The organism is Pantoea sp. B566 (assembly GCF_024793925.1).
GTDB lineage: Bacteria > Pseudomonadota > Gammaproteobacteria > Enterobacterales > Enterobacteriaceae > Pantoea > Pantoea ananatis.
In genome coordinates this window covers 4,074,414-4,099,722 of record NZ_JANUQL010000003.1, presented here as the reverse complement: position 1 = coordinate 4,099,722, position 25,309 = coordinate 4,074,414, and the positions used below count along the sequence as shown (strand labels likewise).

The 25,309-nt window shown below is 53.5% G+C and carries 26 protein-coding genes; 19 read left to right on the top strand and 7 right to left on the bottom strand.

The genetic code is table 11. The features are described from left to right. The first annotated feature begins 4 nt into the window (after positions 1–4). From lnt to NYE92_RS20710, 5 genes are all read left to right on the top strand, one after another. Positions 5–1,528: an apolipoprotein N-acyltransferase gene (gene lnt / locus NYE92_RS20730; RefSeq protein ID WP_064374275.1), complete on the top strand. Its 1,524-nt coding sequence runs from the start codon at positions 5–7 to the stop codon at positions 1,526–1,528. A 463-nt stretch (positions 1,529–1,991) separates the two neighbouring features. Next, on the top strand, positions 1,992–2,888 hold the full coding sequence (locus NYE92_RS20725; RefSeq protein ID WP_013025024.1) for an amino acid ABC transporter substrate-binding protein: 897 nt from the start codon (positions 1,992–1,994) through the stop codon (positions 2,886–2,888). A gap of 153 nt (positions 2,889–3,041) precedes the next feature. Next, complete coding sequence (locus NYE92_RS20720) at positions 3,042–3,782, top strand: amino acid ABC transporter permease (protein ID WP_013025023.1); 741 nt, start codon at positions 3,042–3,044, stop codon at positions 3,780–3,782. After that, a complete protein-coding gene (gltK, locus tag NYE92_RS20715) occupies positions 3,782–4,459 on the top strand; it encodes a glutamate/aspartate ABC transporter permease GltK (RefSeq protein ID WP_013025022.1) in 678 nt (225 codons plus the stop codon). Before NYE92_RS20720 ends, gltK begins: the two co-directional genes overlap by 1 nt. Continuing rightward, positions 4,460–5,185 carry an amino acid ABC transporter ATP-binding protein gene (locus NYE92_RS20710; RefSeq protein WP_013025021.1) on the top strand — a complete coding sequence of 242 codons (726 nt, stop codon included), beginning with the start codon at positions 4,460–4,462 and terminating at the stop codon, positions 5,183–5,185. 33 nt (positions 5,186–5,218) lie between these two features. Here NYE92_RS20710 and NYE92_RS20705 read toward each other — a convergent pair whose 3' ends face one another. After that, on the bottom strand, positions 5,219–5,701 hold the full coding sequence (locus tag NYE92_RS20705) for a zinc ribbon-containing protein (RefSeq protein ID WP_014606311.1): 483 nt from the start codon (positions 5,699–5,701) through the stop codon (positions 5,219–5,221). A gap of 222 nt (positions 5,702–5,923) precedes the next feature. Here NYE92_RS20705 and leuS point away from each other — a divergent pair, with 222 nt between their 5' ends. From leuS to lipA, 13 genes are all read left to right on the top strand, one after another. Further along, on the top strand, positions 5,924–8,506 hold the full coding sequence (gene leuS / locus NYE92_RS20700) for a leucine--tRNA ligase (RefSeq protein WP_259019409.1): 2,583 nt from the start codon (positions 5,924–5,926) through the stop codon (positions 8,504–8,506). A gap of 14 nt (positions 8,507–8,520) precedes the next feature. Further along, positions 8,521–9,120, top strand: coding sequence for an LPS assembly lipoprotein LptE (gene lptE, locus NYE92_RS20695; protein WP_013025018.1), 600 nt, complete (start codon positions 8,521–8,523; stop codon positions 9,118–9,120). Next, on the top strand, positions 9,117–10,148 hold the full coding sequence (gene holA / locus NYE92_RS20690) for a DNA polymerase III subunit delta (protein WP_259019408.1): 1,032 nt from the start codon (positions 9,117–9,119) through the stop codon (positions 10,146–10,148). The genes lptE and holA overlap by 4 nt, the downstream gene beginning before the upstream one ends. Beyond that, on the top strand, positions 10,141–10,782 hold the full coding sequence (gene nadD, locus NYE92_RS20685) for a nicotinate-nucleotide adenylyltransferase (protein WP_014593165.1): 642 nt from the start codon (positions 10,141–10,143) through the stop codon (positions 10,780–10,782). The genes holA and nadD overlap by 8 nt, the downstream gene beginning before the upstream one ends. 89 nt (positions 10,783–10,871) lie before the next feature. After that, the gene (gene rsfS, locus NYE92_RS20680; RefSeq protein WP_014606314.1) at positions 10,872–11,189 is read left to right on the top strand and encodes a ribosome silencing factor; all 318 of its coding nucleotides are present in this window, start codon (positions 10,872–10,874) and stop codon (positions 11,187–11,189) included. A gap of 3 nt (positions 11,190–11,192) precedes the next feature. Beyond that, a complete protein-coding gene (gene rlmH / locus NYE92_RS20675) occupies positions 11,193–11,663 on the top strand; it encodes a 23S rRNA (pseudouridine(1915)-N(3))-methyltransferase RlmH (RefSeq protein WP_013025014.1) in 471 nt (156 codons plus the stop codon). A gap of 34 nt (positions 11,664–11,697) precedes the next feature. Then, positions 11,698–13,602 carry a peptidoglycan DD-transpeptidase MrdA gene (gene mrdA, locus NYE92_RS20670; RefSeq protein WP_013025013.1) on the top strand — a complete coding sequence of 635 codons (1,905 nt, stop codon included), beginning with the start codon at positions 11,698–11,700 and terminating at the stop codon, positions 13,600–13,602. An 8-nt stretch (positions 13,603–13,610) separates the two neighbouring features. Continuing rightward, the gene (gene mrdB / locus NYE92_RS20665; RefSeq protein WP_024471157.1) at positions 13,611–14,723 is read left to right on the top strand and encodes a peptidoglycan glycosyltransferase MrdB; all 1,113 of its coding nucleotides are present in this window, start codon (positions 13,611–13,613) and stop codon (positions 14,721–14,723) included. A gap of 10 nt (positions 14,724–14,733) precedes the next feature. Then, complete coding sequence (rlpA, locus tag NYE92_RS20660; RefSeq protein WP_029569790.1) at positions 14,734–15,897, top strand: endolytic peptidoglycan transglycosylase RlpA; 1,164 nt, start codon at positions 14,734–14,736, stop codon at positions 15,895–15,897. A gap of 132 nt (positions 15,898–16,029) precedes the next feature. Beyond that, positions 16,030–17,241 carry a D-alanyl-D-alanine carboxypeptidase DacA gene (gene dacA / locus NYE92_RS20655; RefSeq protein WP_116584320.1) on the top strand — a complete coding sequence of 404 codons (1,212 nt, stop codon included), beginning with the start codon at positions 16,030–16,032 and terminating at the stop codon, positions 17,239–17,241. Positions 17,242–17,341: 100 nt separating this feature from the next. After that, positions 17,342–17,605 (top strand): DUF493 family protein YbeD, encoded by a 264-nt coding sequence (gene ybeD, locus NYE92_RS20650; protein ID WP_006118404.1) that lies wholly within the window; start codon positions 17,342–17,344, stop codon positions 17,603–17,605. Between the two features lie 168 nt (positions 17,606–17,773). Continuing rightward, positions 17,774–18,427, top strand: a complete 654-nt coding sequence (gene lipB, locus NYE92_RS20645) for a lipoyl(octanoyl) transferase LipB (protein ID WP_041930726.1) — start codon at positions 17,774–17,776, stop codon at positions 18,425–18,427. Between the two features lie 174 nt (positions 18,428–18,601). After that, positions 18,602–19,567: a lipoyl synthase gene (gene lipA, locus NYE92_RS20640; protein WP_013025007.1), complete on the top strand. Its 966-nt coding sequence runs from the start codon at positions 18,602–18,604 to the stop codon at positions 19,565–19,567. A gap of 110 nt (positions 19,568–19,677) precedes the next feature. Here lipA and tatE read toward each other — a convergent pair whose 3' ends face one another. The 5 genes from tatE to pagP all read right to left on the bottom strand — a co-directional run bounded on the left by tatE (position 19,678) and on the right by pagP (position 22,599). Continuing rightward, the gene (gene tatE / locus NYE92_RS20635; protein WP_013025006.1) at positions 19,678–19,881 is read right to left on the bottom strand and encodes a twin-arginine translocase subunit TatE; all 204 of its coding nucleotides are present in this window, start codon (positions 19,879–19,881) and stop codon (positions 19,678–19,680) included. 150 nt (positions 19,882–20,031) lie between these two features. After that, complete coding sequence (locus NYE92_RS20630; protein WP_022623700.1) at positions 20,032–20,829, bottom strand: deaminated glutathione amidase; 798 nt, start codon at positions 20,827–20,829, stop codon at positions 20,032–20,034. A 63-nt stretch (positions 20,830–20,892) separates the two neighbouring features. Further along, positions 20,893–21,324: a GNAT family N-acetyltransferase gene (locus tag NYE92_RS20625; protein WP_013025004.1), complete on the bottom strand. Its 432-nt coding sequence runs from the start codon at positions 21,322–21,324 to the stop codon at positions 20,893–20,895. Between the two features lie 342 nt (positions 21,325–21,666). Then, the gene (cspE, locus tag NYE92_RS20620) at positions 21,667–21,876 is read right to left on the bottom strand and encodes a transcription antiterminator/RNA stability regulator CspE (protein WP_006118399.1); all 210 of its coding nucleotides are present in this window, start codon (positions 21,874–21,876) and stop codon (positions 21,667–21,669) included. Positions 21,877–22,026: 150 nt separating this feature from the next. Next, entirely contained in the window at positions 22,027–22,599 is a 573-nt protein-coding gene (gene pagP / locus NYE92_RS20615) for a lipid IV(A) palmitoyltransferase PagP (RefSeq protein ID WP_015700757.1), read from the bottom strand. A 990-nt stretch (positions 22,600–23,589) separates the two neighbouring features. On the opposite strand from pagP, the gene NYE92_RS20610 reads away from it, so the two are divergent. Next, on the top strand, positions 23,590–23,835 hold the full coding sequence (locus NYE92_RS20610) for a hypothetical protein (protein WP_014606320.1): 246 nt from the start codon (positions 23,590–23,592) through the stop codon (positions 23,833–23,835). 50 nt (positions 23,836–23,885) lie between these two features. On the opposite strand, the gene gntT is transcribed toward NYE92_RS20610, so the two are convergent. Continuing rightward, positions 23,886–25,202 carry a gluconate transporter gene (gene gntT, locus NYE92_RS20605; RefSeq protein ID WP_014593160.1) on the bottom strand — a complete coding sequence of 439 codons (1,317 nt, stop codon included), beginning with the start codon at positions 25,200–25,202 and terminating at the stop codon, positions 23,886–23,888. Between the last annotated feature and the right edge of the window lie 107 nt (positions 25,203–25,309).

Sequence of the window (25,309 nt, the reverse complement as noted above, 5' to 3'; positions counted from 1 at the left end):
ATTTATGGCATTAGCCTCACTTTACCAGCAGCAGCGGGTCCGTCTGCTGCTGGCTTTACTCAGCGGTGCCTGCGGCACGCTGGCGTTTTCCCCCTATGATTTTTGGCCTGCTGCCCTCGTCTCGCTGTGTGGGTTGCAAATCCTTACGTTAAACCGCACCAGCCCGCAGGCCAGCGCCATAGGTTTCATCTGGGGGTTTGGCCTTTTTGGCAGCGGTATCAACTGGGTCTATGTCAGTATCGCTACCTTTGGCGGAATGCCAGGCCCGGTTAACGTATTCCTGGTGGTTTTGCTCGCGGCTTATCTGGCTATTTATCCGGCGCTGTTTGCCGGACTGCTCAACCGCATTTGGCCGCGAACTACCCTGTGGCGACTGGCCCTGGCCGCGCCGGCGCTGTGGCAGATCACCGAATTTTTACGCGGCTGGATATTAACCGGCTTTCCGTGGCTGCAGTTCGGCTACAGCCAGATTAACGGCCCGTTAAAAGGGATTGCGCCCCTGGCCGGTGTGGAAACCATCACCTTCCTGCTGATGATCGTTGCGGGCTTACTGGTTTATGCTCTGCAGCAACGCCATCTTAAAAGCCTGCTGGGCGCGTTGGCATTACTGGCGGTATGCTGGCCGTTACGCTATCTGCATTGGTATCAGGCGCTGCCGAAGCAGGCGGTAAACGTGGCGCTGGTACAGGGTGATATTCCCCAGTCAATGAAGTGGGATCCGCAGCAGCTGCTAAATACCCTGCGCATCTACAGCGATTTGAGTCAGCCGCTGATGGGCAAAGCCCCCATTATTATCTGGCCTGAGTCGGCCATTACCGATCTGGAAAGCAACCAGCAGCCTTTCCTGCGTTCGCTGGATAATGAACTGCGCGCGCGCGGCAGCTCGCTGGTAACCGGCATCGTCGATTCACGGCTGGAACAGAATCGTTACCACGACTACAATACGGTCATCGTGCTGGGCGGCCCGAAACCCTATAACTACTACAGCACTAACCGCTACCAAAAAAACCACCTGGTACCGTTTGGGGAATTCGTGCCCATGGCCGATCTGCTGCGTCCGCTGGCCCCTTTCTTTGATTTGCCGATGTCCGCCTTTAGCCGCGGCGCTTATCTGCAACCTCAGCTTAATGTGGCGAATTATCATCTGACCACGGCCATTTGCTATGAGATCGTGTTGGGTGAACAGGTGCGCGCTAACTTCCGTCCGGATACCAATTTCCTGTTAACCGTTTCTAACGACGCCTGGTTTGGTCACTCGATTGGCCCCTGGCAGCATTTCCAGATGGCGCGTATGCGAGCGCTGGAACTGGGCAGGCCACTTCTGCGCGGCACTAACAACGGCGTAACGGCCGTGGTGAATGCCGATGGCGATGTGGAGAAAGTGCTGCCCCAGTTCACCCGGGATGTTTTAGTGGATAACGTGACGCCCACCCGCGGTGAAACGCCCTATTCTAAAGCCGGCATCTGGCCGGTGTGGTTAGCCGCGCTACTGAGCGGCGTTATTGCCTTTATCAGGCGTAACCGCTAATCCTCTGCGGCGAAGCGCTGTTTCGCCGCCTCTTCATCTGTCTGCCTCTGCCTCTGCCTCTGCCTCTGCCTCTGCCTCTGCCTCTGCCTCTGCCTCTGCCTCTGCCTCTGCCTCTGCAGTAAAACGGCCATTTCACCCAATTGTCATTTTGTTTTGGCACGATGATTGCAAAATGTTTCTGTATTCATCGACATTCGGGCCAGTTAACGGACGAAACGCACTAAAAAGAGTCCAGATGCGCACCTTTTGCGTGCAATGGCGATTATTTGCCTTTTTTTGGTGCGAATGACATCGCAAAAAAGAAACTTTTTTGTTTCATTGAGTTAACAATCCGCTATGTTAGTGAATATTCTTAGCGCAGTCGCGCGAAGGGATAACAAAAAAAGCAGCGCAAAATACACACAACATCACACAATCAGTACAGGGTAGATCCTGTGCACTTTCCACATGAAGGAGTTGGAACATGCAATTACGCAAAGTGGCATTATCTCTTCTGCTGTTAAGCGCAGCGGCGGGAGCGGCCCAGGCGGAAGATCTGAGCGGTACCCTGAAGAAAATCAATGACAATGGCGTCATTGTCATCGGGCATCGTGAATCATCAGTTCCCTTTTCTTATTACGACAACCAGCAAAAAGTCGTTGGCTATTCTCAGGCGTATTCAAACGCTATCGCAGAAGCCATTAAAGCCAAGTTAAATAAGCCCGATCTGCAAATCAAAATGATCCCGATCACCTCACAAAACCGTATTCCCCTGCTGCAAAACGGCACATACGATTACGAATGTGGCTCTACCACTAACAACCTTGAGCGCCAGAAACAGGCGGCGTTCTCCGATACCATTTTTGTTATCGGCACCCGTTTGCTGGTTAAGAAAGGCAGCCCGATCAAAGATTTTGACGATTTGAAAGGCAAAACCGTTGTAGTGACCTCGGGTACCACGTCAGAAGTGCTGCTGCACAAACTGAACGACGAGAAAAAGATGGATATGCGCATCATCAGCGCCAAAGACCATGGTGATTCATTCCGCACGCTGGAAACCGGTCGCGCCGTGGCCTTTATGATGGATGATGCCCTGCTGGCAGGCGAACGCGCCAAAGCGAAAAAGCCGGATGACTGGGTCATCATCGGGACGCCACAGTCTAAAGAAGCCTATGGCTGTATGCTGCGTAAAGACGATCCGCAGTTCAAAGCCCTGGTCGATGACACCATTGCCAAAGCCCAGACCTCCGGTCAGGCAGAGAAATGGTTCGACACCTGGTTTAAACAGCCTATTCCGCCAAAAAACCTGAACATGAACTTTGAACTGTCTGACGACATGAAAACGCTGTTCAAAACGCCGAATGACAAGGCACTGAATTAACAACGATAACAAGGGCGGCCTCGTCGCCCTCTCGATTGCTGAAACCGCGGCGTGGACAGACAGCCTGAACGGGTCGTTCCCCCGAATCAGGCGAAATTAGCCGCTCATCAATCTTCAGGGTAGCTCTGCTACCCTTTTTTACCGGAGCTCGTTATGGGTATCGATTGGAACTGGGGCATATTTCTCGAACAGGCCCCGTTCGGTAATACCACCTATCTCGGCTGGTTGTGGTCCGGTTTTCAGGTGACGATTGCCGTCTCCTGTTGTGCCTGGATTATTGCTTTCTGTGTGGGTTCATTTTTCGGCATTCTGCGTACTGTGCCTAATCGTCTGTTATCAACGATAGGAACCTGCTATGTAGAACTGTTTCGTAATATCCCCCTGATTGTTCAGTTCTTCTTCTGGTATCTGGTTGCGCCAGAGTTGGTAGGACAGGATCTGGGGATGTGGTTTAAGTCGGAGCTGGATCCCAATCTGCAATTCTTTATCTCCTCTGTTGTCTGTCTGGGACTCTTCACCGCTGCCCGTGTGTGCGAGCAGGTGCGTGCAGCCATTCAGTCTTTACCGCGTGGACAAAAGAATGCCGGGCTGGCCATGGGGCTGACGCTGCCCCAAACCTATCGCTATGTGCTGTTGCCCAATGCTTACCGGGTAATCGTGCCGCCAATGACGTCAGAAATGCTTAATCTGGTGAAAAACTCGGCTATTGCCTCGACGATCGGCCTGGTGGATATGGCGGCTCAGGCCGGCAAACTGCTGGACTATTCCTCGCACGCCTACGAATCCTTTACGGCGATTACCCTGGCTTACGTGGGAATTAACCTGGTGATTATGGTACTGATGGGCCTGGTCGAACGCAAAGTGCGCCTGCCTGGCAACGTGGGAGGCAAATAATGTACGCATTTGACTGGAGTTCGATTCCTCCCAGCCTGCCTTATCTATTCAGTGGCCTGATGATCACCTTTAAGATCACCCTGACGGCCGTTGTGTTTGGCATCCTGTGGGGCACCCTGCTGGCGGTGATGCGCCTGTCCACTTTTAAACCTGTCAGTTGGTTTGCCAAACTGTATGTCAACCTGTTCCGTTCAGTGCCGCTGGTGATGGTGCTGCTGTGGTTTTATCTGGTCGTTCCCAGCTTTTTACAGCAGGTGCTGGGGATTTCGCCCAAGACCGACATCCGCCTGATCTCAGCAATGGTGGCCTTTTCCCTGTTTGAAGCCGCCTACTATTCTGAAATCATTCGTGCCGGGATTATCAGTATCGCGCGTGGGCAGTCCAGCGCTGCGCTGGCGCTGGGAATGACGCAGTGGCAGTCGATGAGGCTGGTTATTCTTCCTCAGGCGTTTCGCGCCATGGTGCCGCTGTTACTGACGCAGGGCATCGTCCTGTTTCAGGATACCTCGCTGGTTTATGTATTGAGTCTGGCTGACTTCTTCCGTACCGCTTCCACTATTGGCGAGCGTGACGGCACCCAGGTAGAAATGATTTTGTTTGCTGGTCTGGTCTACTTTGTGATCAGCCTGAGCGCATCGCTGTTGGTCAGCTATCTAAAAAGAAAAAGGACGGTTTAAATGATTAACCTGAAAAACGTTTCCAAGTGGTATGGTCAATTTCAGGTGCTAACCGACTGCTCTACCGAGGTTCAGACCGGTGAAGTGGTGGTGGTATGTGGACCGTCAGGTTCCGGCAAATCAACCCTGATTAAAACCGTCAATGGCCTGGAGCCGATCCAGCAGGGCAGCATTACGGTAAACGGCACAGAGGTAAACAATAAAAAAACCAATCTGGCCACGCTGCGCAGCAAAGTCGGCATGGTGTTTCAGCATTTCGAACTGTTTCCTCACCTGAGCATTATCGACAATCTGGTACTGGCGCAGGTCAAAGTGCTGAAGCGTGATAAAGCCGCCGCCCGTGATAAAGGCCTCAAGCTTCTGACTCGCGTCGGTCTGTCTGCCCATGCGGAAAAGTTTCCCGGACAGCTTTCCGGCGGTCAGCAGCAACGTGTCGCCATTGCCCGGGCGCTGTGCATGGATCCCATTGCCATGTTGTTCGATGAACCCACATCGGCGCTCGATCCTGAAATGATCAACGAAGTGCTGGACGTGATGGTGGAACTGGCGCAGGAAGGCATGACCATGATGGTTGTTACGCACGAAATGGGCTTTGCCCGTAAGGTAGCCAACCGGGTCATCTTTATGGATGAAGGCAAAATTATTGAAGACACGAATAAAGACGACTTCTTTAATAATCCGCAGTCAGAACGGGCGAAGGATTTCCTGGCAAAAATTCTGCACTAAAAAACAGGCGGGCACCCTGCCCGCCTGCTTCTTTTACGGCTCAAAAGGCTGACGATAAAACTGATCGTGGTGACATTCCGGGCAGCGCGACAGGGTTTCTGGCGTATAAATCGCCCGGGTAAAATGGCATTTTTCGCAGACCAGGTTGCCCAGGCCCACCACCTCACCACTTTGGTAAACGCCGTGGTGTTGCAAATCCTGAAAGACTTCCCGCCATTCCAGCTGACTTTTATCGGTGATGTCCGCCAGCTCTTTCCAGATGCTTTCCCGGATCACGCGCATAAAGACCGAGTCCGCCACCGGTTCTTCTGCTTCGGCATAGTTACGACCAAACTCCGCCAAATCGCGGCGCACCGACGCCAGCGCCCGATCGATTTCGTCCGGTGTCAGATCGGAGTGCGCACGTAAATGACTGCGTCTATCTTCTACCAGCGTATCCAGATCGCGATCGCCGTGGCGAAGACGTTCGGTTAATACCGCCAACGACTCATGATACTCCTGTGCCACTTTATTCATTTTATTCTCCTTTTTGCGCTCGGTACCTGTACTAAGTTTAGCTACTTTGTCACATTTGCCCGGTTCCCTGGGTAAGGAATGGTAAAAGAGTGAAAGCACTGACGCTTTGACGATAAATCGCCTCTGCAAAAGTGGGAAGTGTTGTTGATGCGCGGCCTTATGGGTATGCTATGCGGATCGTAAAGTCAGCAAAGTGTCATTTATTAAGGACCACAGGCAGCCATGCAAGAGCAATACCGCCCGGAAGAGATTGAATCCCGCGTTCAGCAGCAGTGGGATGAAAACGAAACGTTTAAAGTGACTGAGCAGGAAGGCAAAGAGAAATATTATTGCCTGTCCATGTTGCCCTATCCTTCTGGCCGCCTTCATATGGGTCACGTTCGTAACTACACCATCGGCGACGTCATCGCGCGTTATCAGCGCATGCTCGGCAAAAATGTGCTGCAGCCTATCGGTTGGGATGCGTTCGGTCTGCCTGCGGAAGGCGCGGCGGTAAAAAACAACACCGCGCCCGCCCCCTGGACTTATGACAACATCGCGTATATGAAAAACCAGCTTAAACTGCTGGGCTTTGGCTATGACTGGAGCCGCGAACTGGCGACCTGTCAGCCAGAGTATTACCGCTGGGAACAGTGGTTCTTTACCAAACTCTATGAGAAAGGCCTGGTTTACAAAAAAACCTCGGCGGTGAACTGGTGCCCGAACGACCAGACGGTACTGGCCAATGAGCAGGTTATTGACGGCTGCTGCTGGCGCTGTGACACCAAAGTTGAGCGTAAAGAGATCCCACAGTGGTTTATCAAGATCACCGATTACGCCGAAGAGCTGTTAAACGATCTGGATACGCTGGAAGAGTGGCCTGAGCAGGTCAAAACCATGCAGCGTAACTGGATCGGCCGCTCTGAAGGGGTGGAAATCACTTTTGATGTGGCGGACAGCCTTGAGAAAGTCACGGTTTATACCACGCGTCCAGATACCTTCTATGGCGCGACCTATGTCGCCGTGGCCGCCGGTCATCCGCTGGCGCTGCAGGCGGCTGCCAGCAATCCTGCCCTCGCTGACTTTATTGCCGAATGCCGCAATACCAAAGTGGCCGAAGCCGATATGGCCACCATGGAAAAGAAAGGCATGGCCACTGGCCTGTCTGCGGTGCACCCGTTAACAGGTGAGGCTGTTCCTGTCTGGGTCGCGAACTTTGTGCTGATGGAGTACGGCACGGGTGCCGTGATGGCGGTTCCGGCACATGACCAGCGTGACTGGGAGTTTGCCACGAAATACGATCTGCCCATCAAGCCGGTGATCCTGAACCTGGACGGCAACGAGCCGGACGTAAGCACTGGCGCAATGACCGATAAAGGCACGCTGTTTAACTCCGCCGAGTGCAGCGGTCTGGATCACAGTGCCGGTTTCAACGCCATTGCGGATGCGCTGGCGGCGAAAGGCGTTGGCGTACGTAAAGTCAATTATCGCCTGCGCGACTGGGGCGTTTCCCGTCAGCGCTACTGGGGCGCGCCCATTCCGATGGTGACGCTGGAAGACGGCACCGTGATGCCCACGCCAGAAGATCAGCTTCCGGTTATCCTGCCTGAAGATGTGGTCATGGACGGCATCACCAGCCCGATTAAGGCCGATCCCGAGTGGGCAAAAACCACCGTGAACGGTCAGCCTGCGCTGCGCGAAACCGATACCTTTGACACCTTCATGGAGTCTTCATGGTATTACGCGCGCTACACCTGTGCGGACTATAAAGATGGCATGCTGGACCCGGCTGCAGCGAACTACTGGCTGCCAGTGGATCAGTATGTGGGCGGTATCGAACACGCCATCATGCACCTGATGTATTTCCGTTTCTTCCATAAGCTGCTGCGCGATGCCGGCCTGGTAAACTCGAATGAGCCTGCCAAACGTCTGCTGTGTCAGGGCATGGTATTGGCGGATGCATTCTACTATCTGGGCGTCAACGGCGAACGTAACTGGGTTTCCCCGGTGGATGTCACCGTCGAGCGTGATGAGAAAGGCCGCATTACCAAAGCCGTGGACACCCAGGGCCGTGAGGTGATCTACGCTGGCATGAGCAAAATGTCGAAGTCGAAAAACAACGGCATTGACCCACAGTTGATGGTTGAGCGCTACGGCGCCGATACCGTACGTCTGTTTATGATGTTTGCCTCACCGGCCGACATGACGCTGGAGTGGCAGGAATCCGGTGTTGAAGGCGCGAACCGCTTCCTGAAGCGCGTCTGGAAACTGGCCTATGACCATTCACAGAAAGGCGCGACTGTCGCTCTGGACGTTGCCAGCCTGAACGATGATCAGAAAGGCTTACGTCGCGATCTGCATAAAACTATTGCCAAAGTGTCCGACGATATCGGCCGCCGTCAGACCTTTAACACCGCGATTGCCGCCGTGATGGAACTGATGAACAAGCTGACGCGTGCACCACAGGACAGCGAACAGGATCGTGCACTGATGCAGGAAGCGTTACTCGCCGTGACGCGTTTACTGTATCCGTTCACCCCTCATGCCTGCTTCGTACTGTGGCAAACGCTGGGCGGCCAAGGCACCATCGACAATGCAGAATGGCCGGTTGCCGATGACGCCGCGATGGTTGAGGACGCCTTATTGGTTGTCGTGCAGGTTAACGGTAAAGTCCGTGGTAAAATTACCGTGGCAGCCGATGCTACCCAGGAACAGGTTCAGGCTCGTGCGGCTGAGGAACCATTAGTGGCGAAATACCTTGATGGTGTTAGCATTCGTAAAGTCATTTATGTACCGGGCAAACTGCTTAACCTGGTTGTGGGTTAAGTTCAGGAGGAACTGTGCGACATCCGATTATCAGGTTGTTTGTCATGCTGGCGGTGGTGATCACCGCCGGCTGTGGTTTTCATCCGCGCGGCACCACTCAGGTGCCAACCGAACTGAGAACGCTGATTTTAGACAGTGGTGACCCTTATGGCCCGCTGACGCGTACCGTGCGCCAACAGCTGCGGATTAACAACGTCAATATTGTTGAGGCGACGCAGAAAAACAGCCTGACCGTCCCGACGATGCGTCTTGGTGGAGAAGCACAAAGCCGCAGTACCGCATCCGTGTTTATCAGCGGTACCACAGCGGAATATCAGTTGACGATGTCGGTTTCTGCTCAGGTGCTGATCCCCAATAAAGGGATCTATCCGATCAGCGCAACCGTCTACCGCTCGTTCTTTGATAACCCGAACGCGGCGCTGGCGAAAGATGCTGAGCAGGACATGATTATGCAGGAGATGCGTCAGCGCGCTGCCGAACAGCTGGTTCGTAAGCTGCTTACCGTGCATGCCGCGCAGATGGAAAATCAGCAGATGCCCTCTACATCGACGGTTTCAAAAGCGGTTCAGCCTGCTGCCGGGGTCTCTTCCTCTGCGGCAACTATGTCGAAATGATCAGGATTTATCCGGAACAACTCAGCGCGCAACTCCGTGAGGGGCTGCGCGCCTGTTATTTATTAACCGGTAATGAACCCTTACTGTTGCAGGAAAGTGCAGATGCGATTCGGGCCAGTGCCCTGGCACAGGGCTTTGAAGAACATCTGAGTTTTACACTGGATGCGCAGACCGACTGGGACAGCCTGTTTATGAGCTGCCAGTCGCTGAGCCTGTTTGCCCAGCGTCAAACGTTAACGTTGCAGTTCCCGGAAAATGGCCCTAACGCGGCGATTGCCGAGCAGTTGATCAAGCTGGCCCCGCTGCTTCACGCCGATATTTTGCTGATTTGCCGAATGGCGAAGCTCAGTAAAGCCCAGGAAAACAGTGCCTGGTTTAAAGCGCTTTCCGCTCATGCCGTGCTGGTCCCCTGCCAGACACCCGAACAGGCTCAGCTCCCCCGCTGGGTTGTCAGCCGAGCAAAAACCCTCAAGCTCGATATCGATGATGCGGCCGTCCAGCTGTTGTGTTACTGCTATGAAGGTAATCTGCTGGCTCTGGCCCAGGCGCTTGAACGGCTGTCACTGCAATGGCCCGATGGCAAACTGACCCTGCCGCGCGTTGAAGCCGCCGTCAGCGATGCCGCTCACTTCACGCACTACCACTGGGTGGATGCGCTACTCGGCGGCAAAAGCCGCCGCGCCTTGCACATCCTGCAGCAGTTAGAAAGAGAAGAGAGCGAAGTGGCGATATTGCTCCGCACCCTGCAGCGCGATTTGATGACCCTGCTGCATCTGCAACGGCATCAGTCGCAACAGCCGCTGCGTACGCTAATGGATCAGCAGCGTATCTGGCAAAACCGTCGCAACCTGTTTACGGAAGCACTTCAGCGCCTTGATGCCTCCAGGCTACAGCAGGCCATTCATCTGTTGATGCAAATCGAACTTACTCTAAAGCAGGATTATGGTCAGTCGGTCTGGCCGCAGTTGCAGACGCTGTCGATGTTGATTGCCAATCGCGCTTTCCCTGCGAGCCTCGCCCATGTCTGATTTACACGCGCTGTTTGGCGGTACCTTCGATCCTGTGCATTTTGGTCATCTGCGCCCGGTGGAAACGCTGGCCGGGCAAATTGGCCTGTCGAGGATCACACTGCTGCCCAATAATGTGCCGCCGCACCGGCCCCAACCAGAGGCCAGTCCGCAGCAGCGGGTTGAAATGCTCGAGTGCGCTATTCGCGATTTGCCGCTTTTTGACATCGACACGCGGGAATTACAACGTGATACGCCCTCGTGGACGGTCGATACCTTAGAAGCGCTGCGTGCCGAACGGGGTGAACAACCTCTGGGTTTTATTATTGGTCAGGACTCTCTGCTGTCGCTGGAAAAATGGCATCGCTGGCAGGAGCTGCTTAGCCTGTGCCATCTTTTGGTCTGCAAGCGACCGGGCTATCCGACGGAAATGGCGTCTCCAGCAATGCAACGCTGGCTGGACAGCCATGTAACACAAGACAGCCAGCAGCTTCACCAACGTCCTGCAGGGGCGATCTGGCTGGCGGAAACCCCGCTTTATGCGATATCGGCCACCGAGATCAGACAGCGCCGCCATCAGCACCTCGCCTGCGACGATTTGTTGCCCGCCTCTGTGATAACCTACATCGACCGCGCCGGCTTATATCGCGACTGATATGGGCGTGATATACTGCGCCGCTAAATTTTTTGGCTGTCTTCCGGGTTTCAGCCAGCCCGCTATCACCAGTTTTGAAGGGGAACCTTTTGCAAGGTAAAGCACTCCAAGAGTTCGTTGTTGATAAGATTGATGATTTGAAAGGCCAGAACATCGTGACTCTCGACGTTCAGGGCAAATCGAGCATCACTGATTTCATGATCATTTGTACCGGTACCTCAACGCGCCACGTGACCTCTATCGCGGAACACGTCGAGCAGGAATCCCGTGCCGCTGGCCTGATGCCGCTGGGCGTGGAAGGTAAAGCCGCCGCTGACTGGGTCGTTGTGGATTTGGGCGAAGTGATCGTGCACGTCATGCAGGAAGAGAGCCGTCAGTTGTATGAACTGGAAAAGCTCTGGGGTTAAGCGGTGAAATTGCAGCTTGTTGCCGTCGGCACCAAAATGCCTGACTGGGTTCAGACCGGTTTTATGGAATACCTGCGTCGGTTTCCCAAAGACATGCCGTTTGAGTTAACGGAAGTCCCTGCGGGGAAACGGGGGAAAAATGCCGACATCAAACGCATTCTGGAAAAGGAAGGCGAAGCGATGCTGGCAGCGACAGGTAAAGGCAACCGCATTGTGACGCTGGATATCCCCGGACAACCCTGGGAAACCCCACAGCTGGCGCAGCAGCTGGAACGCTGGAAGCAGGACGGCCGTGACGTCAGCCTGTTGATTGGCGGGCCTGAAGGATTAGCGCCGGCCTGTAAAGCGGCGGCGGAACAAAGCTGGTCTCTCTCAACGTTAACGTTGCCTCATCCGCTGGTGCGCGTGCTGGTTGCAGAGAGCCTCTATCGTGCATGGAGCATTACGACAAATCATCCTTATCATCGTGAATAACCGATAAGCTCACTCCAGACATTACAAGTAGCGGATGAAATTACAAAGCAACGCCTTTCGCGATTACAGCGCCGAACAAAAAGTCTTTGTCCGCAGGGCTTTTATCGCTTTTGTCGGCATCTTACTGCTCTCCTCCGTGCTGGTGGTTAATCTCTATCACCTGCAGATTTTACGTTTCGACGACTACAGTACCCGGTCAAATGAAAACCGCATTAAGCTGGTGCCGGTTGCACCCAGCCGCGGCATTATTTATGACCGTACCGGCACGCCGCTGGCCCTGAACCGTACGATTTATCAGGCAGAACTGGTGCCGGAAAAGGTCGACGATTTAAAACAAACGCTGCAAAACTTACGCCCGGTGCTCGAACTCACCGATGACGATATTGAGGCGTTTGAAAAAGAGCGTAAGCGCTCACGTCGCTTTACCTCTATCCCGGTAAAAACCGGCCTTAATGAGGTGCAGGTTGCACGCTTTGCCGTGAACCAGTACCGCTTTCCCGGCGTGGAAGTCAAAGGCTACCAGCGCCGCTACTATCCCTTTGGGCAAACCCTGACCCACGTTGTGGGCTACGTATCGAAAATCAACGATCGGGATGTGGCGCGTCTGGACAAAGAAGGTAAATGGCCAAACTATGCGGCTACGCACGATATCGGTAAACTCGGTATCGAAGCCTATTACGAAGACCTGCTTCACGGTAAAACCGGTTATGAAGAGGTTGAGGTAAACAACCGTGGCCGGGTTATTCGTCAGTTGCACGAGCAATCCCCGCAGGCCGGGCGTGATATCTATCTGACCATTGATCTGAAACTGCAGCAGTACATCGAAACGCTGTTAGCCGGCAGTCGTGCCGCAGTGGTCGTAAGCGATCCCCGCACCGGAGAAATTCTGGCCATGGTGTCCACGCCCAGTTACGATCCGAACCTGTTTGTTGACGGAATTTCCAGCAAAGACTATCGCGGATTACTGAGCGATGAAAACCGTCCACTGTATAACCGCGCTATTCAGGCCGCCTATCCGCCAGCCTCAACGGTCAAACCCTATGTCGCCGTTTCCGCGCTCAGCGCAGGCGTTATCAACCGAAATACCAGCCTGTTCGATCCCGGCTGGTGGCAACTGCCCGGCTCTGAAAAACGCTATCGCGACTGGAAAAAGTGGGGCCACGGTCGTCTGAACGTCACCAGGTCGCTGGAAGAGTCTGCGGACACCTTCTTTTATCAGGTCGCCTATGACATGGGCATCGATCGCCTGTCGGAGTGGATGACCAAATTCGGCTACGGTGAACGTACGGGCATTGATTTACCCCAGGAGAGCGCGGGTAACATGCCGACGCGTGACTGGAAAATGCGCCGCTTTAAAAAGCCCTGGTATCAGGGTGATACCATTCCTGTTGGTATCGGTCAGGGCTACTGGACGGCAACACCATTGCAGATGAACAAAGCGATGATGATCCTCATCAACGACGGGGTTATCAAAGTGCCGCATATGCTGCGCGCCACGCGCGAAGGCCGCACCCTGGTGCCTTATCGTCAACCGCCTTCCCAGCCGATAGGCGATATCCACTCGGGCTACTGGGAAATTGCCAAAGACGGGATGTATGGCGTGGCCAATCGCCCCAATGGTACGGCTCACAAGAGCTTTGCCGATGCGCCATACAAAATTGCCGCGAAATCGGGTACGGCTCAGGTCTTCGGTCTGAAAGAGAACGAAACCTATAACGCACACAAAATCGCAGAACGCCTGCGTGACCACAAGCTGATGACCGCGTTTGCCCCTTACGATAAACCGCGTGTCGCCGTGACCATGATTCTGGAAAACGGCGGAGCCGGACCCGCCGTAGGCACGGTAATGCGTCAGATACTGGATCACATCATGTTAGGTGACAATAATACTGTCCTGCCGGATGCGGCCCCCACACCGCCAGGCTACGAAGGTGAATAATCATGTCGATGAATGACAGCCCGCAGAAGCGGTCAATATGGATGCGCATGCATATTGATCCGCTATTTATGCTGATTATCCTCGCGCTGCTGACCTTTAGCGCCATTGTTATCTGGAGCGCCAGTGGGCAGGATCCTGGCATGATGGAGCGTAAGCTCGGCCAGATCGCCATGGGGCTGATCATTATGCTGGTGCTGGCCCAGGTCCCGCCCCGGGTATACGAAGGCTGGGCGCCTTACCTGTATATTGTCAGTGTCATCCTGCTCGTCGCCGTGGATGCCTTTGGCCAAATCAGTAAAGGGGCGCAGCGTTGGCTGGACCTGGGTTTTATCCGCTTCCAGCCCTCTGAGATCGCTAAAATCGCCGTTCCTTTAATGGTCGCGCGCTTTATCAACCGCGACGTGTGCCCACCGACCCTGAAAAACACCGCCATCGCTCTGGTGCTGATTTTCCTTCCTACGCTGTTAGTGGCCGCGCAGCCTGACCTCGGAACCTCGATTCTGGTTGCGGCCTCGGGATTATTTGTGCTGTTCCTCTCTGGCATGAGCTGGAAGCTGATTGGTATCGCCGTCCTGTTAGTTGCGGCCTTTATCCCCATATTGTGGTTCTTCCTGATGCATGACTATCAGCGAGACCGCGTGATGATGCTGCTCGATCCCGAAAGCGATCCGCTTGGCGCGGGTTACCACATTATTCAGTCTAAAATCGCTATTGGCTCTGGCGGACTGCGCGGTAAAGGCTGGCTGCATGGTACGCAATCACAGCTGGAGTTCTTACCGGAGCGTCACACCGACTTCATTTTCGCCGTGCTGGCAGAAGAGCTGGGACTGGTGGGCGTACTGTTGCTGCTGGTGCTCTACCTGCTGTTGATTATGCGTGGACTCATCGTGGCTGCCCGTGCGCAAACCACCTTTGGCCGGGTGATGGCCGGGGGTTTAATGTTGATTTTATTCGTCTATGTTTTCGTTAACATTGGCATGGTTAGTGGTATCTTACCGGTGGTTGGCGTTCCGTTGCCGCTGGTCAGCTATGGCGGCTCGGCGCTTATTGTGCTTATGGCGGGATTTGGCATCGTAATGTCGATCCACACACACCGAAAAATGTTATCTAAAAGTGTTTAAGAGGTCGCAGATGCGTAAGGACTGGCTTGGCGTTGTATTGGCTTCAATGGTTTTAGCTGCATGTTCTACCCAGGAACCGCAACAACAAAGTGCGCCACCCCAGCCTGCCTATAACGGCCCGGTGGTAGAGATTCCTGGCGTTGAGCCTCGTTATGAGCCGGTCAATCCGTCGACCAATCAGGACTACAGCGTCAACGGTAAAAACTACCGTATCATCAAAAATCCGGCCAACTACAGTGAAGTGGGGCTGGCCGCCTGGTACGGTGAGGAAGCCCAGGGTAATCGTACTGCGACGGGCGAGACCTTTGATCCCGATGCCCTGACGGCTGCCCATCCAACGCTGCCCCTGCCCAGCTACGTTCGCGTGACAAACCTGGCAAACGGCCGCCAGATTGTGGTGCGGGTTAACGATCGCGGCCCGTATACGCCGGGACGCATTATCGATCTGTCCCGTGCGGCAGGTGACCGCCTGAATATCTCCAACAATTCCCGCGTGCGGGTTGATTACATTAGTGTCGCACCGGATGGCACGCTTTCCGGGCCCGGCACCATCGGCACCGTCGTGGCAAAACAGAGCTACGCCCTGCCTGCGCGTCCCGACCTGAACGGTCCGGTCATGAGCAGCCCACAAGGCATGAGCGGTGGCAGTCAACCCATCATGAACGGTAGCAGCCAGCCGCAGACCGCCCCGGCGGCTGAACCCGAGGCTCAGGATATTTCACCCGTCAGCAATGCGACGCTGCAAAGCAATAATGCTATGGGCGCGCCGGTGCAAAGTAGCGGCTTCCTGGGCGCGCCGCAGCCGTTACCCAGCGGCGTGCTGGAAAGCAGTGAGCCCGCTGCCAGCCCCCCTGTCGCAGCCGCGCCTGTTGCCGCTGCGCCGGTTGCGGCCAGTGCCGCCGCATCACCCCGCCAGCCCGCCGCCAGCCAGAGTGCCTCATCCCTTTCAGGCTATGTCGTTCAGGTGAGTGCCATTAATGATGCAGCACGTGCCCGGCAGTTAGTTAACAGTTTACGCCAGCGCTTTGGCGTTCCTGGCGCTGTGGAAAACGCAGGCAATGTGTACCGCGTGCAGCTTGGTGGTTATAAAACCCGTGCAGAAGCCGTGGCCTTACAGCAACGGCTGAGCAGCGAAGGCCAGAGTGCGGCCTTCGTTACCACCGCAGGTCGTTAATCGAAAGAGGTTACCGTGACAGGTAACCTCTGCTAACAACTCATTCACTAAGCCGGATGTCTGAAAATCAGGCATTTGTTATGATGAGTGACTTTTTTAAACCTTAAACCCATGGATGTTGTCGTCCCACACATGAACACGCTGAAACCTTCTCGTTTGTTAAAACGCCTGACAGTGGGATCACTGATCGCCCTCTCCCTCAGCCATGCTGCCATCGCTGATGATGTTAATCTCAAGACCATGATTCCCGGCGTACCGGACATTGATGCCGAAGCTTATGTCCTCATCGACTACAATTCAGGCAAAGTGCTGGCTGAGAAAAACGCGGACGCACGCCGCGACCCGGCGAGCCTGACGAAGATGATGACCAGCTACGTCATCGGTCAGGCAGTTAAAGCAGGAAAAATCCACCAGGACGATATCGTTACCGTGGGGCAGGATGCGTGGGCGACCGGTAATCCGGTATTCAAAGGTTCATCCTTAATGTTCCTGAAGCCTGGCGACCGCGTTCCGGTTTCCCAGTTAACGCGCGGTATCGTTCTGCAGTCCGGTAATGATGCCTGTGTGGCGATGGCCGATTATGTCGCCGGCAGCCAGGATGCCTTTGTTGGCCTGATGAACAACTACGTGAAAGCGCTGGGTCTGCAAAACACGCATTTCCAGACCGTTCATGGCCTGGATGCGGAAGGTCAATACAGCTCAGCACGCGACATGGCGCTGATTGGCCAGGCGCTTATCCGTGATGTTCCTGAAGAGTACGCGGTTTATAAAGAGAAAGAGTTCACCTTTAACAATATTCGTCAGATGAACCGCAATGGTCTGTTATGGGATACCAGCCTGACCGTTGACGGCATCAAAACCGGTCACACCGCGTCAGCAGGCTATAACCTGGTGGCCTCTGCGACAGAAGGACAGATGCGTTTGATCTCTGCCGTGATGGGCGGTCATACCTTCAAAGGCCGCGAAACGGAAAGTAAAAAGCTGCTGACCTGGGGTTTCCGCTTCTTTGAAACCGTCGCACCGCTGAAAGCCGGGAAAGAGTTTGCCTCTGAGCCCGTGTGGTTTGGTAACAGCGATCGCGTCCAACTGGGCGTTGAAAAAGATGCTTATCTGACCATTCCACGCGGCCGGATGAAAGATCTGAAAGCCAGCTATGTCCTCACCAATACCGAGCTGCATGCGCCACTGAAGAAAAACCAGGTGGTTGGCAGTATCAATTTCCAGCTCGATGGCAAAACTATCGATCAGCGTCCTCTGGTGGTGTTAAATGAAGTCTCTGAAGGCGGCTTCTTCAGTCGTATCGTTGACTATATCAAACTGATGTTCCACCACTGGTTCGGTTAATGGTGCATGGCGGTTGAAAAACCGCCACTCTGCCCCCATTACAGGTTAATATGATGCTCCCGCTTCGGCGGGAGCCTGTTTTTTATGTACCGGAGTGATTATGAAAACCAAACTGAATGAACTGCTCGAATTCCCTACCCCATTTACCTACAAAGTAATGGGGCTGGCACAGCCGGAGCTGGTTGATTTGGTGCTTGAGGTCGTGCAACGCCATGCACCCGGCGATTACAGCCCAGAAGTGAAACCCAGCAGCAAAGGTAACTATCACTCGGTAAACGTCACGATCAATGCCACCCACATCGAGCAGGTCGAAACCCTGTACGAAGAGCTGGGCAAAATTGAAATCGTGCGGATGGTGCTGTAACGCTGTCAACACCGGTCAGCGGGTCAGGCTGCGCAGATAACGCGCTGACCCGTATTTTCTGCCTTACCGACCCAGCCGCTCTGTACTCATCCTCTCATCCCGAAGGCGTTTAACTTCATCGCCGCCAGCGTTATACTCAGCGTCTCCCCTCTTTAACGGATACTCGTTTTGTCTGCAGACACGCTTCTTATTCGCCAGTTTGGGTTATGTGACTGGCAATCGACCTCAGACGCCATGCACCACTATACCGATCAGCGCGATAGCGAAAGCCGGGATGAAGTCTGGCTGGTGGAACATTATCCGGTCTTTACACAGGGCCAGGCGGGAAAAGCCGAGCACCTGCTGATGCCCGGCGATATTCCTGTGGTACAAAGCGATCGTGGGGGGCAGGTGACCTATCACGGGCCAGGACAACAGATCATGTATGTTCTGATTGATGTGAAACGCCGTAAAACCGGCGTGCGTCAGCTGGTGACCGCCTTAGAAGAAACGGTCATTGCAGTACTGGACCGCTTTGGCGTGGCGGCGCGGGCCCGACCCGATGCGCCAGGCGTCTATGTTGGGGATGAAAAAATTTGCTCGCTGGGGCTGCGCATTCGTAAGGGCTGCTCGTTTCACGGGCTGGCATTAAATGTGGCGATGGACCTGTCGCCATTTTTACGGATTAACCCGTGCGGCTATGCCGGAATGCACATGACGCAGTTGCAACACTTCCGGCCTGAAGTCACGTTAGGCGATGTTCAGCCGTTGCTGGCCGAAACCTTTGCCCGCCAGCTGGGTTATCAGCAGGTTGAATGGCATCAGGATGAAAACCCACGCTGAGTTAACGGTGAATGCGTATTTACAAATATGTAACTTATCGGTGGTGTCTTTGGCTGCTTCCTGGCCGTTGAGATGATATAATTTTTGCACTTTTTTCAAATAAAGTTGAAAGCCGCCTTCTCTGATTGAGTGAGACAGCTTTCAAATCGCAATCCGACCGGAACCTGCTGATTTATGAGTAAACCAATTCAGATGGAACGCGGCGTCAAATATCGTGACGCAGACAAAATGGCGCTGATCCCGGTGAAAACCGTGGCCGTCGACCGGCAAGAGATTCTACGCAAGCCGGAGTGGATGAAAATCAAACTGCCGGCGGACTCCAGTCGTATTCAGGGCATTAAAGCCGCAATGCGTAAAAACGGGCTCCACTCCGTTTGTGAAGAAGCCTCCTGCCCTAACCTTGCTGAATGTTTTAATCACGGCACGGCGACCTTTATGATCCTGGGCGCGATCTGTACCCGCCGTTGCCCGTTCTGCGACGTGGCCCACGGTCGTCCTAACGCACCCGATGCAAACGAACCGGGTAAACTCGCCCAGACCATCGCCGACATGGCACTGCGTTATGTGGTTATTACCTCGGTGGATCGCGACGATTTACGTGACGGCGGCGCTCAGCATTTTGCCGACTGTATTACGGCTATCCGGGAAAAAAGCCCCAGCATCAAAATTGAAACGCTGGTGCCTGACTTCCGTGGCCGCATGGATCGTGCGCTTGAAATTCTGACTGCCACACCGCCGGATGTGTTTAACCACAACCTTGAGAACGTGCCACGCGTGTATCGCCAGGTGCGGCCGGGTGCAAACTATGAATGGTCGCTGAAGCTGCTGGAACGCTTTAAAGAAGCCCATCCCGAGGTACCGACAAAATCCGGTTTAATGGTAGGCCTGGGAGAAACTAACGCTGAAATCGTCGAGGTCATGCGTGACCTGCGTCGTCATGGCGTGACAATGTTAACTCTGGGTCAGTATCTGCAGCCCAGCCGCCACCATTTGCCTGTTCAGCGCTATGTCAGCCCGGCGGAATTTGATGAAATGAAAGAAGAGGCACTGGCGATGGGCTTTACCCATGCTGCCTGCGGCCCTTTTGTCCGCTCGTCTTACCATGCCGACATGCAGGCAAAAGGCCTGGAAGTGAAATAACCGTTCGCCTGCTGGCTGCCTTAAAAAACAAAAAACCAGATTGCCCGCAATCTGGTTTTTTTATGGCTGTCAGAAATAAAAATTAACACTTTTCTAAAACTGACGCCGCGTTAGTCTTTATGAGAAACGCGTTCCGCAGGGGTTTCTTCTGCCGTGGTGCGCGCTGCACTGGTGTCTTCGTCTTTCATGGCCTTTTTAAAGCCTTTGATTGCGGAGCCCAGATCGCCACCCAGAGAACGTAACTTGTTGGTGCCGAAAAGCAGTACGATAAGCGCACCGATAATCAGCAGCTTGGCAATACTGATACCTTCCATATATAACCTTTATAATCTGGCGAATAACGGTAACGCTTATTTAGGCGCAGTTTAGTGCTAACCTCAAGCGTAATCTGTAACAGATTAAGATCGCGCAGCGGCGCCGTCAGGTTTCAGGCCCAATCGGGTAGCGATGATCCCTGCCCCCGGTTAGCGCGTTCCATCCAGTTCGGGCCGGCTAAAACGGCGGTTATCCAGCACCGGCAGCATTGCGCGCGCTGTTGCGATTCTTTGTGGATCGAGCTCGGCAAAAATAAGTGCCCGGGACTCGGCCGCCCGGCTTATCGGTACGCCAAGGGGATCGACCACCATGCTATTGCCAATATTACGCATACCGCACTCGCCTACAGCCACCACATAACAGGTATTTTCCAGCGCGCGCGTGCGGGTAAGTAAATCCCAATGCATCTCTTTTAGCGGCCCTTTGACCCATGCGGAGGGTAAGACCAACACCTCGGCCCCCTCCAGCGCCAGACGCCGCGACAGCTCGGGAAAACGCACATCGTAGCAGGTCATCAGCCCGACTTTCATGCCCGCAACGTCCACCAGCGGCGGAATCTCTTGTCCGGCTTCAACCCGCTTTGATTCCTGCATCGCGAACGCATCGTACAGATGCAGCTTGCGGTATTCTGCCACGATCTTGCCATCGCGAATGACCACCAGCACGTTAAACACTTTGCGCTCACTGCCCGGCATATGCATTCCCAGCACGGTAGTCAGCCCATGGCCTTTGCTGGCGCTAAGCAGTTGCGACAGAAACGGCCCGTCAGGCGACTGAGCGGCTTCCAGTATGAAATCGGGATTAGTGATATCAGTGGCCAGCACCGCTTCTGGCAGAACCAGCAGATCGGCCCCGGCACGGCTGGCCTGGTCCATCATGTCCTGGCAGGTTATGGCGTTTTCCTGCCAGTCACGCTGAACCGCAAATTGCCCTAATGCGACTTTCATCGTGGGTTCTCCCTGAAAGCAGTACTGCCGTGATACAGGCCCTTTGGTAACCTTTCAATGCTCTTACAAAGGCTGAAGGGCTTTCACATGGTAGCGTGGTGATTCAACATAGCCTTCACGGCCATAAAACTGGTTAGCTTTAAGACGTGAAGCATGACAGTGAACTTCCATGCGGTCGCAGCCGTGCTGCGCTGCCAGGGCTTCTGCATGCTGGAGCAGTTTCTGGCCCACACCTTTGCTGCGCTCACCGTCCGCGATGCAAAAATAGCTGATACGGGCAAAATCCCCTGCCAGCGCCAACTGAGGGATAAAATGCAGGGAAAGGAATCCCAGTACATGATTACCCTGTTCTGCGATCAGCAGCTTTTCATTGGGGTCCGTCATAAGCTGGGCCAGACGTTGTTCAATAAAATGCTCTGTACCGCCATAACCGAGTTCACTTAACAACGCGCTCAGTACGAAGCTGTCCTTCGCCTGAGCCGGACGAATATCCATCCTGGCACCTCTTTATCTGTTATGCGGAGAGTCAGTTATAACCTGAGACGCGCTAAAATGCTCCCCCTGCGAGTTGTTATGATTATGTTACAAGGATTATCTGTGACTCGCGCCGCAGTTTACTGGCGGTTATCGTGCTGCAGTAGCCTGTCTGGCGCAGTGTGCCAGCGTGATATCGAAAAGCGCGGGAGGGCGTGATGTGCAGGAAATGATACGGGGACGAGGCAGCGGCAGCACTGCAATTGCGCCTTAAAGCCGTTTCATCCTTCAGCCAGAAATGTGACGCGTACCGGCATAAAAAAACCCGCCAGAAGGCGGGTTTTTAGAATTCTGACTGTTAACTTACAGACTGATAACGTTAGCAGCAGATGGGCCTTTTGCGCCGTCAGTGATTTCAAACTCTACACGCTGACCTTCAGCCAGAGTTTTGAAGCCATTGCTCTGGATCGCAGAGAAGTGTACGAATACATCTTTGCTGCCATCTTCAGGAGTAATGAAACCGAATCCTTTAGATTCATTAAACCACTTAACGTTACCTTTAATCTTAGACATCTATATTACCTTTACATGAAAAATGGACACTAAACTGTGTCGCCATCTAGTACAGCAATTGCTGAGGGTTTTGTCCAGCCTGATTTGATGAAAAAGTGATAAATATCGCTATTATTTACCCTTTGGTTACTTTTTCACTGGCTCCAGAGCTTAAAACTGCCAGCGCAGCCAGGCAAAATACACGTTACCGTTGTTGTAAGTACCTGGAATATAAGTCATTTGAAAGTTCAGCGAACCATAACCTATTGACGCCAACGGTAATATGGCCGGAACAGGATAGTATCCCCAGTTATGCCGTGCCGTTACCCCTGCGGTATAGCCCAGACCATAGTGAAAATTTTGATCCTGCAAAGGTCGCCAGGTGGCCTCCCAGCCGTAACCGCCAAACGGTTCCCACTTGTTGAAAGAATCTTTGAACGCCATCAGGTAAAGGCCGTGCCAGTTCCCTTTCTCATCGTAACGCGAAACGCCACCACCGGCGCCCCAGGGACGTTCGTTATATCTGTGAATATGCTCTTCATCATACGTCCAGCGGTTGTGCCAGGTGATGGCGGGCACATAAACATCAATTGCATCAGGCTGTTGCCAGGTTTGCTGGACGTTGCCGGTAAAGGTATCCCAGCCTGATTTAATCTCTTGGGAGAGCATAGCGGCCTGGAGGGAAAAAGAAAAAAACAGCGCCAGTAATGGAGCTGATAACGTTGTTAAAAGGTACCTGTTCACTTCGGTATTACCTGTCTCTTATTGATTGAACGCAGTGTTCCATGCTGAAAATCAGCAACGAGAAGACCCGCCTGACCCGAAATTTAAAAAAATGCTCAGGGTATTCAGCATGTAATTATCATTGACGTAATAAAGCACGAGCAATTTTAGCGCAAAAAAGATGAACCAAGCCCAAACAGCAAGAACTTTCAACATTTCCACTAAGTTCTGTAGTTTTCACAACCAAACTCAACACTTACGCAATATCACGTCGCGCCTTCATACAGGCGCCGAACGGGGCGAGCAGTGATAAACAGCGACTTTTACCATCACACCACCTCAGGTAAACCACATAAAGAATGATTAAGGATCAGGGTAATGCCAGTACAAATGCGCTCGCTTAACCAGGTAGCAGGTAGCAGGTAGCAGGTAGCAGGTAGCAGGTAGCAGGTAGCAGGTAGCAGGTAGCAGGTAGCAGGTAGCAGGTAGCAGGTAGCAGGTAGCAGGTAGCAGGTAGCAGGTAGCAGGTAGCAGGTAGCAGGTAGCAGGTAGCAGGTAGCAGGTAGCAGGTAGCAGGTAGCAGGTAGCAGGATGAAAATCTTACCGGCTCGCGGTGTCAAGAGAAATGCTCAATGGTCGGGCTGCGGGCACCCGTCAAGATGCCCGTCGAATCAGAAAATCAGTTTGAATACCCCTGTCAGGGTCAACAGTCCCACGATAAAAATAATGGCGATAATCCACAGAATTATTTTCATTTCCTCTCCCTTACCATTAAAAAACATTCCCATAACAGTATAGGCAAAATTCAGCGATGTGCTTTTTGCTTATTGCCTTCTCAACTATGAAAGCAACATTCAGCTTTAATTGTTATTTTCTGTGAGAAGCATCGCATAGCGGCCTTTTTGTCATCCCTGTCGCTTCGTTTTAAGAATCATCTCTGGCTAAAATTTAGGCGGACAGGACAACTCGACGGTTTTGACACTAAAAATGCAAAGCAGGGAGAGAGACCTTATGAGTAGCATTAATACCAGCATGGGCCGCTACAGCCTGAAGGCAAAAGACAGCGGTGAACAAATCAAAGGTTTTTTCGCCATTAATGATGAAGGCGGCACGCAACTTACCCGACAGGAATTTGCGGAGCATTACCTTGATGATGTGGTGAATAACGTGATTTATCCGGTTACCGGAGGTAACCGGGAGATCGCCCGCGCACTGCGAGAACAGATGGTAAAAGCGGGCTTTGAAGCGTCAGATTAACGGCAGGGGCCGCCATGTTTGCGCGGCCCTTTTGTCACGTGCAGGCGCCTTTACACCACGTAAGAAAGTAGCAAGCATCCCACTAAACCACACACTGATATAATCGTTTCCAGTGCTGACCAGGAGCGGATGGTTTCGCCTATCGTCAGGTTGAAATACTCTTTAAACAGCCAGAATCCTGGATCGTTAACGTGTGAAAAAATCACACTGCCCGACCCCACGGCTATCACCATTAATTCAGGACTGGCACCGCTGGTTACAATTAACGGCGCGACAATGCCTCCGGCGGTAATCGCCGCCACGGTTGCCGAGCCAAGCGCGATACGCAGCACAGCAGCAATAGACCAGGCCATAAACAACGGCGACAAATTGGTGGCATGCATCATATTGGCAATGTATTTATCCACGCCGCTGTCCACCAGAACCTGCTTGAAGGCCCCGCCGCCCCCGATAATCAGCAGCATCATGGCAATAATTTTGATGGAATCGCTTAACGTGTCCATCACCTGTTCCATGCTGCGCCCGCGGTTCAGACCAAAGGTGAAGATCGCAATCAGCACGGCAATTAGCGTCGCCATAACAGGATCGCCAAAGAACTCGGCATAAGGCAACAGCGCGTGTCCCTTGGGCAGCACCATCTCCGCTACCGCACGCAGTGCCATCAGGATGACCGGAACAAGCGATGTCCAGACGCTGACGCCAAAGCCTGGCATTTCGGCTTCACTAAAGGTTTTGGGGTTGTAGAGCCCTTCAGGGATAGGCTTATCAATGCCTTTGAGGAAACGCGCGTAGACCGGCCCCGCCAGGATAACGGTCGGAATGCCCAGTAAGGTACCAAAAAGCAGGGTTTTTCCCATATCGGCGTTAAACAGCGTCGCTATTGCCGTGGGGCCAGGATGAGGCGGTAAAAACCCATGGGTGACAGACAACGCCGCCGCCATAGGAACGCCAACAAACAGCAGCGGTACCCGTGCAGAAGCCGCAACGCTAAACACCAGCGGCAGCATCAGCACAAAGCCCACTTCGTAGAACAAGGCAAAACCAACGATAAAACCGGTCAGCACCAGCGCCCACTGGATGTGCCTTGTGCCAAATTTATCGATCAACGTGGTGGCGATACGTTGTGCACCACCACAGTCGGCCAGTAATTTACCGAGCATGGCACCAAATCCCATGATCAGCGCCAGTCCGCCCAGCGTCCCGCCGACGCCGTTTTTAATCGAAAGAATTACTTTGTTGACCGGCATGCCCTGCATGATCCCTACCGCCAGGGCGACCAAAATCAGTGCGATAAAGCCGTTGAGTTTAAAGCGAATCATCAGCAGTAACAGTAATGCCACGCCAATCGCCACATAGAGTAATGGCATAATTTTTCTCCACCTGATGCTCTGAATCTTCTCAGTGCCGCTTTGTTATCGTCGTCCCGGAGGACGCGCAAAATTGGGGCGCTGCCATGGTCGTAACATTTTGACAA

Excerpts from the sequence above, each read along its gene's own strand:
- lnt (WP_064374275.1), top strand. The coding sequence starts at position 5 with ATGGCATTAGCCTCACTTTACCAGCAGCAGCGGGTCCGTCTGCTGCTG.
- NYE92_RS20725 (WP_013025024.1), top strand. The coding sequence starts at position 1,992 with ATGCAATTACGCAAAGTGGCATTATCTCTTCTGCTGTTAAGCGCAGCG.
- NYE92_RS20720 (WP_013025023.1), top strand. The coding sequence starts at position 3,042 with ATGGGTATCGATTGGAACTGGGGCATATTTCTCGAACAGGCCCCGTTC.
- gltK (WP_013025022.1), top strand. The coding sequence starts at position 3,782 with ATGTACGCATTTGACTGGAGTTCGATTCCTCCCAGCCTGCCTTATCTA.
- NYE92_RS20710 (WP_013025021.1), top strand. The coding sequence starts at position 4,460 with ATGATTAACCTGAAAAACGTTTCCAAGTGGTATGGTCAATTTCAGGTG.
- NYE92_RS20705 (WP_014606311.1), bottom strand. The coding sequence starts at position 5,701 with ATGAATAAAGTGGCACAGGAGTATCATGAGTCGTTGGCGGTATTAACC.
- leuS (WP_259019409.1), top strand. The coding sequence starts at position 5,924 with ATGCAAGAGCAATACCGCCCGGAAGAGATTGAATCCCGCGTTCAGCAG.
- holA (WP_259019408.1), top strand. The coding sequence starts at position 9,117 with ATGATCAGGATTTATCCGGAACAACTCAGCGCGCAACTCCGTGAGGGG.
- nadD (WP_014593165.1), top strand. The coding sequence starts at position 10,141 with ATGTCTGATTTACACGCGCTGTTTGGCGGTACCTTCGATCCTGTGCAT.
- mrdA (WP_013025013.1), top strand. The coding sequence starts at position 11,698 with ATGAAATTACAAAGCAACGCCTTTCGCGATTACAGCGCCGAACAAAAA.
- mrdB (WP_024471157.1), top strand. The coding sequence starts at position 13,611 with ATGAATGACAGCCCGCAGAAGCGGTCAATATGGATGCGCATGCATATT.
- rlpA (WP_029569790.1), top strand. The coding sequence starts at position 14,734 with ATGCGTAAGGACTGGCTTGGCGTTGTATTGGCTTCAATGGTTTTAGCT.
- dacA (WP_116584320.1), top strand. The coding sequence starts at position 16,030 with ATGAACACGCTGAAACCTTCTCGTTTGTTAAAACGCCTGACAGTGGGA.
- ybeD (WP_006118404.1), top strand. The coding sequence starts at position 17,342 with ATGAAAACCAAACTGAATGAACTGCTCGAATTCCCTACCCCATTTACC.
- lipA (WP_013025007.1), top strand. The coding sequence starts at position 18,602 with ATGAGTAAACCAATTCAGATGGAACGCGGCGTCAAATATCGTGACGCA.
- tatE (WP_013025006.1), bottom strand. The coding sequence starts at position 19,881 with ATGGAAGGTATCAGTATTGCCAAGCTGCTGATTATCGGTGCGCTTATC.
- NYE92_RS20630 (WP_022623700.1), bottom strand. The coding sequence starts at position 20,829 with ATGAAAGTCGCATTAGGGCAATTTGCGGTTCAGCGTGACTGGCAGGAA.
- NYE92_RS20625 (WP_013025004.1), bottom strand. The coding sequence starts at position 21,324 with ATGGATATTCGTCCGGCTCAGGCGAAGGACAGCTTCGTACTGAGCGCG.
- cspE (WP_006118399.1), bottom strand. The coding sequence starts at position 21,876 with ATGTCTAAGATTAAAGGTAACGTTAAGTGGTTTAATGAATCTAAAGGA.
- NYE92_RS20610 (WP_014606320.1), top strand. The coding sequence starts at position 23,590 with ATGAGTAGCATTAATACCAGCATGGGCCGCTACAGCCTGAAGGCAAAA.
- gntT (WP_014593160.1), bottom strand. The coding sequence starts at position 25,202 with ATGCCATTACTCTATGTGGCGATTGGCGTGGCATTACTGTTACTGCTG.